Below are 15,814 nucleotides of genomic sequence, written 5' to 3'. Positions count from 1 at the left end.
TGAGACGGGCCGGGTCATATGCGTCAAGCGCCTCAGACGCCCGCGGGCTCCGGCGTGCGGGGCTCCTCCGCGGGCTGTGCCCGCTTCGCCGCCCGCTTGGCCGCGCGTCGCTCCTTGCGGAGTTCGATCATCGCGTACAGCGTCGGGACCAGCAGCAGCGTCAGCAGCGTGGACGTGATCAGGCCGCCGATGACGACCACGGCCAGCGGCTGGGAGATGAAGCCGCCGTCGCCGGTGACGGACAGGGCCATCGGGAGCAGGGCCATGATCGTGGCCAGGGCCGTCATCAGGATCGGGCGCAGCCGGTGGCGGCCGCCCTCGATGACGGCCTCCACGACGCCGTAACCCTGCGCGCGGTACTGGTTGATCAGATCGATCAGCACGATCGCGTTGGTGACCACGATGCCGATCAGCATCAGCATGCCGATCATCGCCGGGACGCCCATCGGAGTGCCGGTGGCCAGCAGCAGGCCGATCGCGCCGGTGGCCGCGAAGGGGATCGAGACGAGCAGGATCAGCGGCTGGATCAGGGACCGGAACGTCGCCACGAGCAGCATGAAGACGATGGCGATGGCGGCCAGCATGGCCAGGCCGAGCGAGGAGAACGCGTCGGACTGGTCGGCCGAGACCCCGCCGATCTCCGCCGTGGCGCCCTGCGGCAGCTTCAGGTCCTTGATCTTGGACTGGAGCTGCGCGGTCACCGCGCCGGTGTTGTCACCGGTCGGCTTGGCGGTGACCGTGGCGGACCGGGCACCGTCGATGCGCGTGGTCTGCACCGGCCCCGCGACCGTACGGATCGTGGCCAGGTCACCGAGCCTGGCCGGGCCCGCCGGGGTCGGTACGGCCAGGTCGCGCAGCGCGGCCCCGGACGTGACCGGGTGGGCGGACTTGATGACGATGTCCCGCTCGGCGCCGTCGATCGTGGCCTTGCCGCCGGTGGTGCCGCGCACCGCCTGGGCGACGACCTGGCCGAGGGCGGCCTGGCTGTAACCCGCCTCCGCCGCCTTCGCGTTGGCCTGCACGGAGATCCGCGGCACGCTCCGGGCGAGGTCGCTCTGCACGTCGGTGACGTGGTCGAGCCCGGCGACGGCGGACCGTACCTGCTCGGACGCCTTCTTCAGTACGTCCGCGTCGGCGGCCTTGACCACCACGCTCAGGTCCTGGTTGCCGAACCCGCCGCCGGACGAGACGGTGGTCTCGCCGATGCCCTTGCCCAGCTTGCCGAGTTCGGCGCGGAGCTTGTCGGTGACCTTCCCGGAGTCCGCGGAGTCCTTCAGCTTGAGCTGGTACGACGCCTGGTTGGCGCCGCTGCCGCCGCCGAAGGCCGCCATGAAACCGGACGAGCCGACGGTGACCTGGTAGTCCGCGACCTCGTCCAGACCGGCGAGGACCTTCTCCACCTTCTTGGCCTGCGCGTCGGCGGCGTCCAGGCTGGTGCCCGGCGCCAGTTCCTGCTTGACGCCGAGTGTGTTCTGGTCGCCCTGGTCGAAGAAGTTGGTCTTGAGGAGCGGGGCCATGCCGAAGGTGCCGAGGAGCACGACCACGGCGATGACGATGCTGGTGACGCGGCGGCGTGTGGCGAAGCGCAGGACGGGGACGTACAGACGCTGGAGCGGGCTGCCGCTCTCCTTGGCCTCGGCGGCCCGGCGCAGTTCCTCGGGGTCGGTACCCTCGGGGAGCTTCGGGGCGCGCAGGAACCAGTAGGACAGGACCGGGACGACGGTCAGGGAGACGAGGAGCGAGGCCAGCAGGGCCACCGTGACGGTGATCGAGAACGAGCCGAACAGGGCGCCGACCATGCCGCCGACCACACCGATGGGCAGGAACACCGCCACCGTGGTCAGGGTGGAGGAGGTGATCGCGCCGGCCACCTCGCGGACGGCGGTGAGGATGGCCTGCTGCCGTTCCTCGCCGTAGCCGAGGTGCCGTTTGATGTTCTCCAGGACGACGATCGAGTCGTCCACCACCCGCCCGATGGCGATGGTCAGCGCGCCGAGGGTGAGCATGTTCAGCGACAGGTCGCCGGTCCACAGCACGATCAGCGTGATGACGACGGACAGCGGGATGGAGACCGCGGTGACCAGTGTCGAGCGCAGGCTGAGCAGGAAGACCAGGATCACGATCACGGCCATGACCAGGCCGAGCAGGCCCTCGGTGGTCAGCGACTCGATGGACTTGGAGACCGCCGGGCCCTGGTCGGAGACGACCGTGACCTCGGCGCCCTTGCCCAGCGCCGTACGGATCTTCGGCAGCTTGTCCTTGACCGCCTCGGAGATGTCCACGGCGCTGCCGTCCTGGCCCATGGTCACCATGACGGCCAGGCTGGGCCTGCCGTTGGTGCGGGTGATGGACGTCGGGGTGGCGGCCTCCTCCTTGACGGTGGCGACGTCGCCGACGCGTACCGGCTTGCCCGACGCGCCGCCCCCGGAGCCGCCGGGGCCCGCCGCCGGGGTGACCGTCAGGTCCCGGATCTGCTGCGCGGAGGTGAAGCCGGAGCCGACCTGGACGGTGTTGCTCCGCCCCCGCTCGGCGAACGAACCGGCGGGCACGGAGGCGCCGCCCGCCTCCAGTGCCTGGCCGAGCGCGGCGGCCGTCAGCCCGGCCCGGGCCAGCTTGGCGTCGTCGGGGGTGACGGCGACGATGCGGTCCTGGACGCCGTCCACGGTGACCTGGCCGACGCCGTCGATGTTCTTCAGGTCCGGCACCACGCTGCGGTCGAGCTGGTCGGCCAGCGCCTGCTGGTCCCTGCCGGTGGCGGAGACTGCGAGCACGACGGCCGGGATGTCGTCCGTCGAACCGGCCACGACCTGCGGGTCCACGTCCTTCGGCAGCTTGGCGCGGGCCCGGTTGACGGCCTGCTGCACATCGGCGACCAGCCGCTTGGAGTCGTTGCCGTAGTCGAATTGGGCCATGATGACGGCCGAGCCCTCGCGCGCCGTCGAGGTGACGCCCTTGATGCCGTCGACCGCCTGGATTCCGTCCTCCAGCGGCTGGATCACCTGCTTCTCGACGACGTCGGGCGAGGCGCCCTGGTAGGGCGCCAGCACGGAGACCATGGGCAGTTCGATGGTGGGCAGGAGCTGCTGTTTGAGCTGGGGGATCGCGATGGCGCCGAAGGCGACCGCGACGATCGACATCAGCGCTATCAGGCCCCGCTGTACGAGGCTGAGTCGGGACAGCCAGGACATGGGTGGGGTCTCTCTTCTGTTCTGTACGGCGGTCGGTACGGCGGTTCGTACGGCGCCCTCGCAGGGCGTTCGGTACGGCGTTCCGGCGGGCGGGCGGCACTGGCCCGCATAAACGATCCGCCACGCCCCACGCGCTTTCCCTCGCCCGCAGGTCGGTTTCCGCCCCGCCCGCCGTACAGCGTTCGGAGTACGGCGGCCTCCACCCCCTGCTGCACCCGTGGGCCCACCCGGCCCCGGGGCCTACCGCACCCGCGGGCGGACCAGCCCCGATTCGTACGCGATGACCACCAGCTGCGCCCGGTCGCGCGCACCCAGCTTGGCCATGGCCCGGTTGACGTGCGTCTTGACCGTCAGCGGGCTGACCGCGAGCTCCTTGGCGATCTCGTCGTTGGACAGCCCGCCCGCGACCAGCACGAGCACCTCCCGCTCCCGCCCGGTCAGCATGTCCAGCTCCGCCGCTCCCGGCCGCCCGGGCCCGCCCTCGGCGGGCCCCTCCCCCTGCGCCAGGAACTTGGCGATCAGCCCCTTCGTCGCGGCCGGTGACAGCAGCGCCTCCCCGGCCGCCGCGATCCGGATGGCGCTCAGCAGCTCGTCCGGCTCGGCGCCCTTCCCGAGGAATCCGCTGGCCCCGCCCCGCAGCGCCTGCACCACGTAGTCGTCCACCTCGAAGGTGGTCAGGATGACCACGCGTACGGCGGTCAGGTCCGGGTCGGCAGTGATCATGCGGGTGGCGGCGAGCCCGTCCGTCCCCGGCATCCGGATGTCCATCAGGACGACATCGGCCCCCGTGGCCCGCGTCAGCTCGTACGCCTGGGCGCCGTCGGACGCCTCCCCCACCACCTCCATGTCCGGTTCGGAGTCGACGAGGATGCGGAAGGCGCTGCGCAGCAGGGCCTGGTCGTCGGCGAGCAGGACTTTGATGGTCATCCGGTCTCCCCCGGGCAGCAGCTGCGGCCGGAACCACCGGCCTGGTGGGTGGCTTGGGCGGGCTGGAGCGGCAACCGTACGCGGACCTGGAAGCCGCCGGCCGGGCGGGGGCCGGTCTCGACGGTGCCGCGCAGGGCGGCGACGCGTTCGCGCATGCCGATCAGGCCGTGGCCGCCGCCGGTCTCCGGCTCGCCGGGCCCGTGGTCGGCGCCGGTACCGGTACCGGCGCCGTCGTCCAGGACCGTGACCGTCAGGCCGTCGGTGGTGCGGACGATCCGGACCGTGGCGCGGGCGCCCGGGCCCGCGTGCTTGTGGACGTTGGTCAGGGCTTCCTGGACGACGCGGTACGCGGTCAGGTCGATGGCCGCGGGCAGGGCGTCCGCCGCGTGCGGGACGTCGAGGTCGACGGGCAGCCCGGCGCGGACGAAGCCCTCGACGAGGTGGTCCAGGACGGCCAGGCCCGGGGCGGGCTCGGTGGGGGCCCGCGGGTCGTCGGACTGGCGCAGCAGGCCGACGGTGGCGCGCAGTTCGTCCAGCGCCGAGCGGGATGCCTCGCGTACGTGTGCCAGGGCCTGCTTGGCCTGGTCGGGGCGGCTGTCCATGACGTGCGAGGCGACCCCGGCCTGCACGTTGACCAGGGCGATGTGGTGGGCGACCACGTCGTGCAGTTCGCGGGCGATGCGCAGGCGTTCCTCGGCGACGCGGCGCCGGGCCTCTTCCTCCCGGGTGCGCTCGGCGCGCTCGGCCCGTTCCCGTATGGCGGCGACGAAGGCGCGGCGGCTGCGGACCGCGTCACCGGCCGCGGCGGCCATGCCGGTCCAGGCGAAGATCCCCAGGTTCTGCTGCGCGTACCAGGGGCGGGCCCCGAAGAGCATCGCGGCGGCGGTGAGCACGACGACGGTCAGCGCGCCGACGCGCCAGGTGGTGGAGCGGTCCGTACGGGCGGCGAGGGTGCACAGCGCGATGACCACGGAGCAGGCGACCGGGGCGCGCGGCATCTCCGTTTCGAGGAGGAGTTCCAGGACGGTGCAGACGCCGGTGATCGCCAGCACGCTGCGCGGGAAGCGGCGGCGCAGCACCAGGGCGCCCGCGGCGACGGCGGCGAGGACCACCGTGGTGGTGGTCAAATCGCGTTCGCCGAAGCGGGGACCGTGCGGTCCGTGCGGCTCGGCCACCGCGCCGACCAGGATCGCCACGAAGACGGCGAGTGCGAGCGCGCTGTCGCACGCGCGGGGGTGGGCGCGTATCCAGGCGAGCGGGCCGGCGCCCGGACGCGGGCCGGCCTGCCCGGGGGCGAGGGGGGTCACGGGAAAACGGTAGCGCCCCGGTCCCGCGTGGGGGCCGGGGCGCTGCCTGCGCTGGAGGTCGTACGGGCGCCCGGTGGCCGGGCGGCCCGCCGGCCCGGGATCAGGCCGCCGTGGCAGCCTGCGGCCGGACCGCGGTTCAGCCCGTGGTCAGGCTGTGTCTCAGCCCGGGATCAGGCCGTCGTCGCTGAGCATCTCCCGGACCTCGTCGAGGGTGGCGTCCTCGGCGGGGAGGATCAGTTCGGATGGCTCCAGGGCGTCGTCCGGCAGGGGGGCGCCCAGCCGGCGCACCGCGTCCAGAAGGGCGGTGAGGGTGCGCCGGAAGCCTGCCTCGTCGCCGCTCTCCATCTCTTCGAGCAGCTCGTCGTCCAGCTTGTTCAGCTCGATGAAGTGCGAGTCATCGAGCTTCACCTGCCCCTCCCCCATGATCCGTACGATCACGACGGTCTCCTTCTGGTCCGGTGCGACGATCCCGTGCGATGCGGCGGCCCTGACGAGGCTAACCGCCGCCGGCCGTCACTGCTTGTCGAAACGCGGCTGCCCGGGCTGCGCCTGCGGGGCCTGCTGTCCCTGGCCCGCCTGGCCGCCCTCGATGGCCTGCTTGTCGGCGCCCGGACCGGCCAGCTCGGCCTTCATCCGCTGGAGCTCCAGCTCGACGTCCGTACCGCCGGAGAGCCGGTCCAGCTCGGCGGTGATGTCGTCCTTGGCCATGCCGGTCGGGTCGTCCAGCGCGCCGGAGGCGAGCAGTTCGTCGATGGCGCCGGCCCGGGCCTGCATCTGCGCGGTCTTGTCCTCCGCGCGCTCGATGGCCATGCCGACGTCGCCCATCTCCTCGGAGATGCCGGAGAACGCCTCGCCGATCCGGGTCTGGGCCTGGGCGGCGGTGTACGTGGCCTTGATCGTCTCCTTCTTCGTACGGAAGGCGTCGACCTTGGCCTGGAGGCGCTGGGCCGCGAGGGTGAGCTTCTCCTCCTCGCCCTGGAGCGTCTGGTGCTGCGTCTGCAGGTCCGTGACCTGCTGCTGGAGCGCGGCACGGCGGGACAGCGCCTCGCGGGCGAGGTCCTCGCGGCCGAGCGAGAGGGCCTTGCGGCCCTGGTCCTCCAGCTTGGACGACTGGTTCTGGAGCTGGTTGAGCTGCAGTTCCAGGCGCTTGCGGGAGGTCGCCACGTCGGCGACCCCGCGGCGTACCTTCTGGAGCAGCTCCAGCTGCTTCTGGTACGAGTAATCAAGGGTCTCGCGCGGATCCTCGGCCCGGTCCAGGGCCTTGTTGGCCTTCGCGCGGAAGATCATCCCCATCCGCTTCATGACACCGCTCATGGGCCTCGCGCGCCCCCTTCTGACCGAGTTACATCGGGCTTCGGCTCCAGCACATCTACAGACCCCACAGTACGGGCCCCGGTTCCATTACCGCACTGTTCGGGCCCGGATGCGCTCCTCCTGCAGGACGATCAGGGCGGCGCCGGTATCCGGCGCAGGGAGTAGGGAATGCCCGAGGGCCCCGCCATCCGCCCCTTTCGCCCCGTTACATCCCCGACGGCGCACCGGTCACGGAACCGCGCCGTTGCCGGATCGTTCCCCATGCCGCTGTGGTCCATGCACCGCCAACCCGTACCCTTGCGTATGTGTTCCGAAGCCGTTCGAAGGATGAGCAGGCCGCGACCGCCAAGGTGACCGCGTCCGAGCCCAAGCAGCCCCGCGATCCGCAGGCCCCGAAGGGCCGCCCGACGCCGAAGCGCAGCCAGGCGCAGTCGCAGCGCCGCACGCGTGCGCACACGCCGGCCAACCGCAAGGAGGCACAGAAGGCGGCGCGGGAAGCGCGGCGCGCCGACATGGCCCGGCAGCGCGAGGCGCTGGCCAACGGTGACGAGCGGTTCCTGCCGGTGCGCGACAAGGGCCCGGTGCGCCGCTTCGCGCGCGACTTCGTCGACTCGCGCTGGTGCGTGGCGGAGTTCTTCCTCCCGATGGCCGTGATCATCCTGGTGCTGACGATGCTGCGCCAGCCGGCCATCCAGAACATCGCGCTGCTGCTGTGGCTGTTCATCATCGTGCTGATCGTGATCGACTCGGTCGTGCTGTGGTTCTCGCTGGGCAAGCGCCTCAAGCAGCGCTTCCCGAACGAGAGTCACAAGGGCGTCAAGCCCTACGCGCTGATGCGCACGCTCCAGATGCGCCGGCTGCGTCTGCCGAAGCCGCAGGTCAAGCGCGGAGAGCGGCCCTGAACGCGACCCCTTCGGGCTTCTCGCCCGGCGCCGGGCGATGGCTGGGCGGGCTCGGCGGGCTGCGCAACACCGTCCGCCAGGAGCTGGTGGCCCGCCAGCTGGAGGAGCAGATCTCCGCACGCTTCCCGGTGGGGCAGCGGCTGCGGGTGCTGGACGTCGGCACCGGCCAGGGCACCCAGGCGCTGCGGCTGGCCCGTGCCGGTCACAAGGTCACCGGCCTGGAGGCGGACCCGGCGATGCTGGCGGCGGCCCGCGCCGCGCTGGCGGAGGAACCGGCCGGCATCCAGGAGCGGATGGAGCTGATCGAGGGGGACGGCCGGGACACCGGCGTGCTCTTCCTCCCCGGCGCCTTCGACGTGGTGCTGTGCCACGGCGTGCTGATGTACGTGGCGGAGCCGGACCCGATGCTGGCCGGGCTGGCGCGCGTCCTGGCACCCGGCGGACTGCTGTCCCTGCTGGTGCGCAACGCCGACGCGCTCGCCATGCGCCCCGGCCTGTCCGGCGACTGGAACACCGCGCTGGGGGCCTTCGACTCCCCCGAGTACGTCAACCGCCTGGGCCTGAAGGTGCGGGCCGACCGCCTGGCGGCGCTGACCGTCACGCTCGACGGCATCGGCGCGCCGCTGGAGACCTGGTACGGCGTACGGGTCTTCACCGACACCGCGGCGGACGACGCGCCGCTGCCCGCCGACGGCGAACTGGAACACCTGCTGACCGCCGAGGACCGGGCCGGACGCACGGACCCGTACCGCGCGGTGGCGGCGCTGCTGCACCTGTGCGGCGTACGGGGCGGACCGGGCGGCGACGGGCGCTGAGGCGCGGGGCTCGCGGGCACTCCCGGCCTACCGGCACGGCCGGCTAACGGGGGCGGCAGACTCACGGGGGCGTGCCGGGCTCACGGGTGCGTGCCGGGCTTGCGGATGCGCCGGGGTGCGCGCCGGATGGTGGTGTGCACAGCGGGCGTACGGACCCGTGCGCACGCTCCGGCTCCCCTCCCCGAGCCCGCAGCGCACCGGATTCCGCCGGGCAGAAGACAGGTAAACACCCTTCTCCTGCGTCCTGTTCTTCGTGAGCACCGAGACCGCCGGGACCACCGGGACCACCGACGCGCAAGCACCGCAGCCGTCCCTCTCCGCCCGCAGGACGTGGCGGGTGCTGTACGGCCACATCCGGCCGCACCGCGCCGCCATCGCGCTGGGCGGGCTGCTGACCCTGATCGGCTCGGCCACCGGCCTGATCCAGCCGCTGGCCGCCAAGACGCTCGTGGAGCACCTGGGTTCGGGTGAGTCGATCGGCACGCTGCTCGTCCTGCTGACCGTCCTGGTGGTGGCGGGCACCGCCCTGGACGCGACCGGCGCCTACGTACTGGAGCGCACCGCCGAGTCCGTGGTGCTCGCCGCGCGGCGGCAGCTCATCGCCCGGCTGCTGCGGCTGCGGATGCCCGCGGTGGACCGCAGCCGGCCCGGCGACCTGATGTCGCGGGTCACCTCGGACACCACCCTGCTGCGCGCGATCACCACCCAGTCGCTGGTCTCCGCCGGGACCGGCGCCGTCACCCTGGTCGGCACCATCGTGCTGATGGCCCTGCTGGAGCCGGTGCTGCTCGGTGTGACGGTCGCCGTGATCGTGCTGATCGGCAGCTCCATGGGGCTGGTGCTGCCCCGGATCTCGAAGGCGACCAAGCGGGCTCAGGAAGCCGTGGGGGCGATCGCCACCGCGCTGGAGCGCACGTTCGGCGCGTTCCGTACGGTCAAGGCGTCCGGCGCGGAGCGGCGGGAGGAGGCGGCCATCGAGGCGGCGGCGCGCGAGGCGTGGCGCGGCGGCGTCCGGGCCGCGAAGTGGCAGTCCCTCGCGCTGTCCTCGGTGGGGCTGGCGGTCCAGGTCTCCTTCCTCGCCGTGCTGGGCGTGGGCGGCGCGCGGGTGGCCTCGGGGGCCACCGGCATCGCCACCCTGGTCGCGTTCCTGCTCTACCTCTTCTACCTGATCGACCCGATATCCCGGCTGGTGGAGGCGGCGTCCGCCTATCAGGTGGGGTCGGCCGCGATCGCCCGGATGGCGGAGACGGAGTCCCTGGAGACCGAACCGCTGGAGACGGAGCCGCTGAAGACGGAGCCCTTGGAGGCGCCGTCGGCGGCGCCCGCGCGATCCGCGAAGCCCGCGAGCGTCGCCTTCGAGCAGGTGACCTTCCGCTACCGCCCGGACCTGCCGCCGGTCCACCACGGCGTGGACTTCACGGTGCCCGGCGGCGGCATGACGGCGTTCGTCGGCCCGTCCGGCGCCGGCAAGTCCACCGTCTTCGGGCTGCTGGAGCGGTTCTACGAGGCGGACGGCGGGCGGGTCCTGGTGGACGGCACGGACGTACGGGACTGGCCGCTGGACCGGCTGCGCTCCCAGATCGGCTACGTCGAACAGGACGCGCCCGTCCTGGCCGGCTCGCTGCGCGAGAACCTGCTGTTCGCGGCGCCCGGCGCCACCGACGACCAGCTGACCCGCGTTCTTGAGCGGACCCGGCTGGACGGCCTGGTCGCGCGGCTGCCGGAGGGCCTGGACACTCCGGTGGGCCACCGCGGCAGCAAGCTGTCGGGCGGCGAGCGGCAGCGGGTGGCCATCGCGCGGGCGCTGCTGCGCGAACCGCGGCTGCTGCTCCTGGACGAGGCGACCTCGCAGCTGGACGCGGTCAACGAGCTGGCGCTGCGGGACACGGTCGCGGAGGCCGCCCGTACGACGACGGTGCTCGTGGTGGCGCACCGGCTGTCCACGGTCACCCTCGCGGACCGGATCGTGGTGATGGAGGCGGGGCGGGTGCGCGCGGTCGGTACGCATGCGGAGCTGGTGGCGGCCGATCCGCTGTACGGGGAACTGGCGGCGACGCAGTTTCTCGCCACAGCGCCGGATGACCGGGCGCATCACGCGTCCTGACGGGACACTTCAGACATGACGCCTTCACCGACCTCCCTGCGCGGGGCGGCGGTCGCCGCGGCGGCCGCCCTGTGCGCGAGCGCACTGCTGGCCGGCTGCTCCGGCTCCGGCTCCGATTCCGCCGAAGCCACGGCGGAAGCCCCCTCGTCGGCCCCCGCCACCTCCCCCGCGAAGGCGGCGGCCCCCAGCGTCAGCAACGACCTCCAGAACGCCTACCAGAAGGTGGTCAAGGACGTCCTGCCGTCGGTCGTCCAGATCACCACCGGGGAGGGGCTCGGCTCCGGGGTGGTCTACGACGCGCGCGGGCACGTCGTGACCAACGCCCACGTCGTGGGCGACGAGAAGCGGTTCAAGGTCACCACGGCCCGTGGCAGCCGTTCGCTGAACGCCTCGCTGGTCGCCTCGTACCCGGAGCAGGACCTCGCCGTCATCAAGATCGAAAAGGCGCCGGACGACCTGAAGCCGGCCACCTTCGGCGACTCCGCCAAGGTGGAGATCGGGCAGATCGTGCTCGCCATGGGCAGCCCGCTGGGGCTGTCCGGCAGCGTCACCCAGGGCATCGTCTCGGCGACCGGACGCACCGTCAGCGAACCGAGCAGCGGCGGTGGTACGGGCGCGACCCTCGCGAACATGGTGCAGACCTCCGCCGCCATCAACCCCGGCAACAGCGGCGGCGCCCTGGTCAACCTCTCCGACCAGGTCATCGGCATCCCGACGCTGGCCGCCAGCGATCCGCAGATGGGCGAGGGCGCGGCCCCGGGCATCGGCTTCGCCATCCCGGCGTCCACCGTCCGCAACATCGCCGACCAGATCATCAAGAACGGCAAGGTCACCAACTCCGGCCGGGCGGCGCTCGGCATCACGGCACGCACCATCGTCGGCCCGGACTTCGAGGGCGCCGGCGTGAGCGTCGCGAGCGTCAAGGAGGGCGGCCCGGCGGACAAGGCGGGCATCGAGGCCGGGGACGTCATCGTGAAGTTCGACGGGACGGCCGTCCGCACGATGCAGAACCTGTCGGAGGCGCTGGCGGGCCACAAACCCGGTGACAAGGTGGAGGTGACGGTCGACCGGGACGGCGACCGGAAGACGGTGCGGGTGACGCTCGGGACGATCTAGACGGTCCGGCGGGGCCGGGCCGGCGGGGGCACCCGCCGGGCGGGTGCCGGTGCGGGTGCCTGGGACGGGGACGGGCCGGTGCCGGGACGGGCCGGTGCCGTGCCGCGGCGGACGGTGTCCGGCACGGCACGGCCACCCACGGCCCGTCGGCCCACCGGCCCGCCGCGGGCCCGTCACCCACCGGCCCGCCGCGGGCCCGTCACCCACCGGCCCGGCACGCCCCGTCGGCCCACCGACCCGCCGTGGGCCGACGGGCCGCCCCGCCGGTCACCCCCTGCCGATCACCGGGTCACCATCCCCCGGTCGCCCGGCCCCGGCCGCCCGGTCACCCCACGTCCGCGTGCAGGCTCATCCCGTAGATCTCGGTGCCGTCCTCGAAGAGCGTCACCCTGTCGGCGCCCCCGTCGACGAGGTCCTTCCACACCTCGCCGATCCAGGACTCCGCGTCCCCCTGGGTCGTGAAGTCCTCCGGCTGCACCGCGGGCTCCACCTCCGTACCGTCGGCCTTCTCGAACCGCCACGTCCACGCCATGTCCGCCTCCTGGTCCACCGAGTGCCTGCTCGTCGCGTACCGCTGCCGCACCGGCGCGCCACGGAGCCGTGCCGCCCCCGTCCGCGCCGGTGCTCCGTGCGAGCGCCGTACGTGCGGCGTATGCCCCGCCAACGCGCGGTGTACGTCCCGCGTACGTGCTGTTCCGCAGCCTAACGGCCGTGTCGAGACCGGCCCCCGCGCGCCCGGTCGGCACGGACGGGAGAAAATCGGCGCGTGGAACTGACTCTCCTCGGCACCGGAGCCCCCCGCGGGCTGCCGCGCCCCGGCTGCCCCTGTGCCGCCTGCGCCACCGCCGTCGGCGACGAGGCGCGGGCGGCCACCGCGCTGCTCATCGACGGGGCGCTGCTCCTGGACCTGACCCCGGGCCCGGCGTTCGCCGCCGCCCGCGCCGGGCACTCGCTCACCGCCGTACGGCAGGTGCTGCTCTCGCACCCGCACGACGGGCCGGCGATGGAGGTGCCCGCCGGGCTGCCGCAGCCGGGGCGGGTCGCGGACGGCCGGGAGCTGGCGCTGCTGGACGGGCACCGGGTGCGGGCCGTCGCGGTGGACGTGCCGGGCACCGGCTACGAGGTCGGCGGCCCCGAGGGCGAGCGGCTGCTGTACCTGCCGCCCGGCGCCGCGCCGGCCGGGCTGGGCGAGGACGAGGGTCACGGGCGGGGCACCGGCCCGTACGACATGGTCCTGCTGGACGTGCTGGGGCGGCCGGACGCGCTGGCGCGGCTGCGGGCGAGCGGGGCCGTGGACGCGGCGACCGACGTACTGGGCATCCACCTGGACCACGACGTGCCGCCCGGTCCCGAACTGCACCGGCGGCTGGCCTCCGCGGGCGCGCGGACCGTGCCGGACGGCACGTCGCTGCTGGTCGGCGAGTACCACGCGGTGCCCGACCTGCCGCGCCGCACGCTGGTGCTGGGCGGCGCGCGCAGCGGGAAGTCGGCGGAGGCCGAGCGGCGGCTGGCCGCCTTCCCGGACGTCCTGTACGTCGCCACCGGCGGCACCCGGGACGGGGACACCGAGTGGGCCGCACGGGTCTCGGCCCACCGCGAGCGGCGCCCGGCCTCCTGGCGCACGACGGAGACCTGCGACCTGCTGCCGCTCCTGGAGGGCGGCACCCGGCACGAGGACCGGCCGGACGGCCCGCCCGCGCCGGACGACTCGCCGCTGCTCATCGACTGCCTCGCGCTGTGGCTGACGCACGCCATGGACGAGGTGGACGCCTGGGACGACGGGAAGTGGGCCGCGGGCGGTGAACGCGAGCTGCGCGCGCGGGTGGACGAGCTGGTCGCGGCGGTGCGCGAGACCCGCCGTCCGGTGGTCGCGGTGAGCAACGAGGTCGGCTCGGGGGTGGTCCCGGCCACCGCGTCCGGCCGCCGCTTCCGCGACGAACTGGGGCGGCTGAACGCGATGTTCGGCGCCGAGTGCGAACACGTCCTGCTGGTCGTCGCCGGGCAGGCGCTCGCGCTGCGCGGCTGACGCGGGCGTTTGCGCTGCGCGGATGACACGGCCCGCGCCGCGCCCGTGTCCGCTTGCCCGCGCCCGCGGCGGCGGGTGGTCTTGGCCCTGTGACCGATACGGATGGCACGGTGACCGGCGCGGGCGGCGGGGTGACCGGTACGGACAGGCCGGTGACCGGTACGGACGTCCCAGTGACCGGTACGGACGGCTTCACGACCGGCGGGAACGGATCAGCGTCCGACGGGGACGGGCCGGCATCCGACAGAGACAGCCCCTGGACCAGCCCGGAAGCCCCACCGGCCGGCCCGAACGCCCCACTCCCCGATCCGACCGCCCCCGAATCCCCCCTCTCCCGCCGCTTCGACGCCGCCGTACGCGCCTACGTACAACGGCACCCCCGTGCCACGGTCGTCGCGCTCGGCGAGGGACTGGGGGCCGCCTTCTGGCGGCTGGACAACGGGTGGCTGAGCTGGCTGACCGTGGAGCCCCCGGAGACCGCCGCCGTACGCCGGATGCTGCTGCCGGACGGGCCCCGGCGCCGCGTCATCGCCTGCGCGGCGACCGACCTCCGCTGGCTGGACGCCGTCCGCGCGCCGGAGCGCGGGGTGGTGGTGACCGTACGGGGGCTGCTGATGTTCCTCCGGCCGCCCGAGGTCCGCGCCCTGTTCGCGGCGTGCGCGGAACGCCTCCCCGGCGGCGCGCTCGTCTTCGACTCGGTGCCGCGCTGGTGCGTGGGCCGGGACCGGCCGCGGACGGGCGCCCGTACGAACCCGGACCAGCCGCCGCTGCGCTGGGGCCTGGACGCCGCCGACCGGCCGCGGGTGGCGGGCGCGCACCCGGGCATCGTCGCCGTCCGCGAGGTGCCGCCGCCCGGTCGCGGACCCCTCGCCGGGCGCCTGGCGCGATGGCGGCAGCACGTACCGCTGCTGCACACGCCCGCCCGTACGGTCACCGAGATCCGCTTCGGCACCCGCCGGACCTCCGCGGGTGTCCGCCCGGGGAGCACACCGGGCGACCCGGAGCGGCCCGCCGGGCGCCGTTCCCGGTAATCTGCGCCGAATGAGCGCCCTGAACCTCGATGACTTCGCCCACCTGATCGAGCGCCCCGACGGCGGTGCGCGCCGCGATGCCGAGGAGCGCCGGGCCCGGCTGGCGGTACGGCCGGGAGCCCTGGGCCGGCTGGACGAGATCGGCGAGTGGCTGGCCGCCGCGCAGCAGCAGGTGCCGGTGCGGCCCGTCGAACGGCCGCGGGCGGTGCTGTTCGCGGGCGACCACGGGGTGGCGTCGCTGGACGTGTCGGGCCGCCCGGCCGGGAGCACCAGGGACCTCGTCCGGGCCGTGCTGGACGGGGCCAGTCCGGCGGCGGTCCTGGCGCGCCGGGCCGGGGTGCCGGTGCGGGTGGTGGACGTGGCGGTGGACTGCGACCCGGCGGAGCTGCCGGAGGACGTCACCCGGCACCGGGTACGGCGCGGTTCGGGCCGGATCGACGTCGAGGACGCGCTGACGGCCGAGGAGGCGGAGCGCGCGTTCCGGGCGGGCATGGCGGTGGCCGACGAGGAGGCGGACGCCGGTACCGACCTGGTGGCGCTCGGCGACCTCAGCGTGGGCGGCACCACCGCGGCGAGCACGCTGATCGCCGCGCTGTGCGGCACCGACGCGTCGGTGGTCACCGGGCGCGGCGGCGCGGGCATCGACGACCTGGCCTGGATGCGCAAGTGCGCGGCGATCCGCGACGCGCTGCGCCGGGCCCGGCCGGTCCTCGGCGACCAGCTGGAGCTGCTGGCCGCCACCGGCGGCGCCGACCTGGCCGCGATCACCGGCTTCCTGCTGCAGAGCGCGGTCCGGCGCACCCCGGTGATCCTGGACGGGGTGGTCTCGGCGGCCTGCGCGCTGGTGGCGCAGCGGGTGGCGTTCCGGTCGCCGGACTGGTGGCTGGCCGGGCAGGTCAGCGGCGAGCCGGCGCAGGCGAAGGCGCTCGACCGGATCGCACTCAACCCTTTGCTCGATCACGGCGTCACTGCTGGTGAGGGGACAGGGGCGCTGCTCGCCCTGCCACTGGTGCAGGCGGCCGCGGCCCTGGCGGCAGACCTGCCCGTACGCGACTGAGGCGCCGGCCGGCAACGGCCCGCGCGC

At 74.0% G+C, this 15,814-nt stretch carries 13 protein-coding genes; 7 read left to right on the top strand and 6 right to left on the bottom strand.

Annotated features, from left to right (window positions below):
• Positions 1-32: 32 nt before the first annotated feature.
• The 5 genes from ACH4FX_RS15095 to ACH4FX_RS15075 form a co-directional block, all read right to left on the bottom strand.
• The gene (locus ACH4FX_RS15095; RefSeq protein ID WP_398478879.1) at positions 33-3,188 is read right to left on the bottom strand and encodes an efflux RND transporter permease subunit; all 3,156 of its coding nucleotides are present in this window, start codon (positions 3,186-3,188) and stop codon (positions 33-35) included.
• 240 nt (positions 3,189-3,428) lie between these two features.
• Positions 3,429-4,115: a response regulator gene (locus ACH4FX_RS15090; RefSeq protein WP_398478877.1), complete on the bottom strand. Its 687-nt coding sequence runs from the start codon at positions 4,113-4,115 to the stop codon at positions 3,429-3,431.
• The gene (locus tag ACH4FX_RS15085) at positions 4,112-5,422 is read right to left on the bottom strand and encodes a sensor histidine kinase (protein ID WP_398478875.1); all 1,311 of its coding nucleotides are present in this window, start codon (positions 5,420-5,422) and stop codon (positions 4,112-4,114) included. Before ACH4FX_RS15085 ends, ACH4FX_RS15090 begins: the two co-directional genes overlap by 4 nt.
• A 159-nt stretch (positions 5,423-5,581) precedes the next feature.
• Positions 5,582-5,860 (bottom strand): hypothetical protein, encoded by a 279-nt coding sequence (locus ACH4FX_RS15080; RefSeq protein WP_398478873.1) that lies wholly within the window; start codon positions 5,858-5,860, stop codon positions 5,582-5,584.
• Positions 5,861-5,935: 75 nt separating this feature from the next.
• Positions 5,936-6,736 (bottom strand): PspA/IM30 family protein, encoded by an 801-nt coding sequence (locus tag ACH4FX_RS15075; RefSeq protein WP_073761907.1) that lies wholly within the window; start codon positions 6,734-6,736, stop codon positions 5,936-5,938.
• 305 nt (positions 6,737-7,041) lie between these two features.
• On the opposite strand from ACH4FX_RS15075, the gene ACH4FX_RS15070 reads away from it, so the two are divergent.
• The 4 genes from ACH4FX_RS15070 to ACH4FX_RS15055 all read left to right on the top strand — a co-directional run bounded on the left by ACH4FX_RS15070 (position 7,042) and on the right by ACH4FX_RS15055 (position 11,673).
• The gene (locus tag ACH4FX_RS15070; protein ID WP_398478871.1) at positions 7,042-7,638 is read left to right on the top strand and encodes a DUF3043 domain-containing protein; all 597 of its coding nucleotides are present in this window, start codon (positions 7,042-7,044) and stop codon (positions 7,636-7,638) included.
• 86 nt (positions 7,639-7,724) lie between these two features.
• Positions 7,725-8,453: a class I SAM-dependent methyltransferase gene (locus tag ACH4FX_RS15065; RefSeq protein WP_398478869.1), complete on the top strand. Its 729-nt coding sequence runs from the start codon at positions 7,725-7,727 to the stop codon at positions 8,451-8,453.
• Positions 8,454-8,706: 253 nt separating this feature from the next.
• On the top strand, positions 8,707-10,557 hold the full coding sequence (locus ACH4FX_RS15060; RefSeq protein WP_398478867.1) for an ABC transporter ATP-binding protein: 1,851 nt from the start codon (positions 8,707-8,709) through the stop codon (positions 10,555-10,557).
• 15 nt (positions 10,558-10,572) lie between these two features.
• Positions 10,573-11,673, top strand: a complete 1,101-nt coding sequence (locus tag ACH4FX_RS15055) for a S1C family serine protease (RefSeq protein WP_398478865.1) — start codon at positions 10,573-10,575, stop codon at positions 11,671-11,673.
• A gap of 325 nt (positions 11,674-11,998) precedes the next feature.
• Here ACH4FX_RS15055 and ACH4FX_RS15050 read toward each other — a convergent pair whose 3' ends face one another.
• The gene (locus ACH4FX_RS15050; RefSeq protein WP_398478863.1) at positions 11,999-12,205 is read right to left on the bottom strand and encodes a hypothetical protein; all 207 of its coding nucleotides are present in this window, start codon (positions 12,203-12,205) and stop codon (positions 11,999-12,001) included.
• A gap of 234 nt (positions 12,206-12,439) precedes the next feature.
• Between ACH4FX_RS15050 and ACH4FX_RS15045 the strand changes: the two genes are divergently transcribed.
• From ACH4FX_RS15045 to cobT, 3 genes are all read left to right on the top strand, one after another.
• The gene (locus ACH4FX_RS15045) at positions 12,440-13,699 is read left to right on the top strand and encodes a bifunctional adenosylcobinamide kinase/adenosylcobinamide-phosphate guanylyltransferase (RefSeq protein WP_398478862.1); all 1,260 of its coding nucleotides are present in this window, start codon (positions 12,440-12,442) and stop codon (positions 13,697-13,699) included.
• 89 nt (positions 13,700-13,788) lie between these two features.
• Positions 13,789-14,730 carry a class I SAM-dependent methyltransferase gene (locus ACH4FX_RS15040; protein ID WP_398478860.1) on the top strand — a complete coding sequence of 314 codons (942 nt, stop codon included), beginning with the start codon at positions 13,789-13,791 and terminating at the stop codon, positions 14,728-14,730.
• A 10-nt stretch (positions 14,731-14,740) separates the two neighbouring features.
• A complete protein-coding gene (gene cobT, locus ACH4FX_RS15035; protein ID WP_398478858.1) occupies positions 14,741-15,787 on the top strand; it encodes a nicotinate-nucleotide--dimethylbenzimidazole phosphoribosyltransferase in 1,047 nt (348 codons plus the stop codon).
• Positions 15,788-15,814 lie beyond the last annotated feature (27 nt).

Source organism: Streptomyces sp. NPDC018019 (assembly GCF_044327805.1).
In the GTDB taxonomy this organism is placed as follows: domain Bacteria; phylum Actinomycetota; class Actinomycetes; order Streptomycetales; family Streptomycetaceae; genus Streptomyces.
This window is presented reverse-complemented; position numbering and strand designations above follow the sequence as displayed.

Coding starts and splice junctions, on each gene's coding strand:
- ACH4FX_RS15050 (WP_398478863.1), bottom strand. CDS start 12,205: ATGGCGTGGACGTGGCGGTTCGAGAAGGCCGACGGTACGGAGGTGGAG.
- cobT (WP_398478858.1), top strand. CDS start 14,741: ATGAGCGCCCTGAACCTCGATGACTTCGCCCACCTGATCGAGCGCCCC.
- ACH4FX_RS15055 (WP_398478865.1), top strand. CDS start 10,573: ATGACGCCTTCACCGACCTCCCTGCGCGGGGCGGCGGTCGCCGCGGCG.
- ACH4FX_RS15095 (WP_398478879.1), bottom strand. CDS start 3,188: ATGTCCTGGCTGTCCCGACTCAGCCTCGTACAGCGGGGCCTGATAGCG.
- ACH4FX_RS15090 (WP_398478877.1), bottom strand. CDS start 4,115: ATGACCATCAAAGTCCTGCTCGCCGACGACCAGGCCCTGCTGCGCAGC.
- ACH4FX_RS15075 (WP_073761907.1), bottom strand. CDS start 6,736: ATGAGCGGTGTCATGAAGCGGATGGGGATGATCTTCCGCGCGAAGGCC.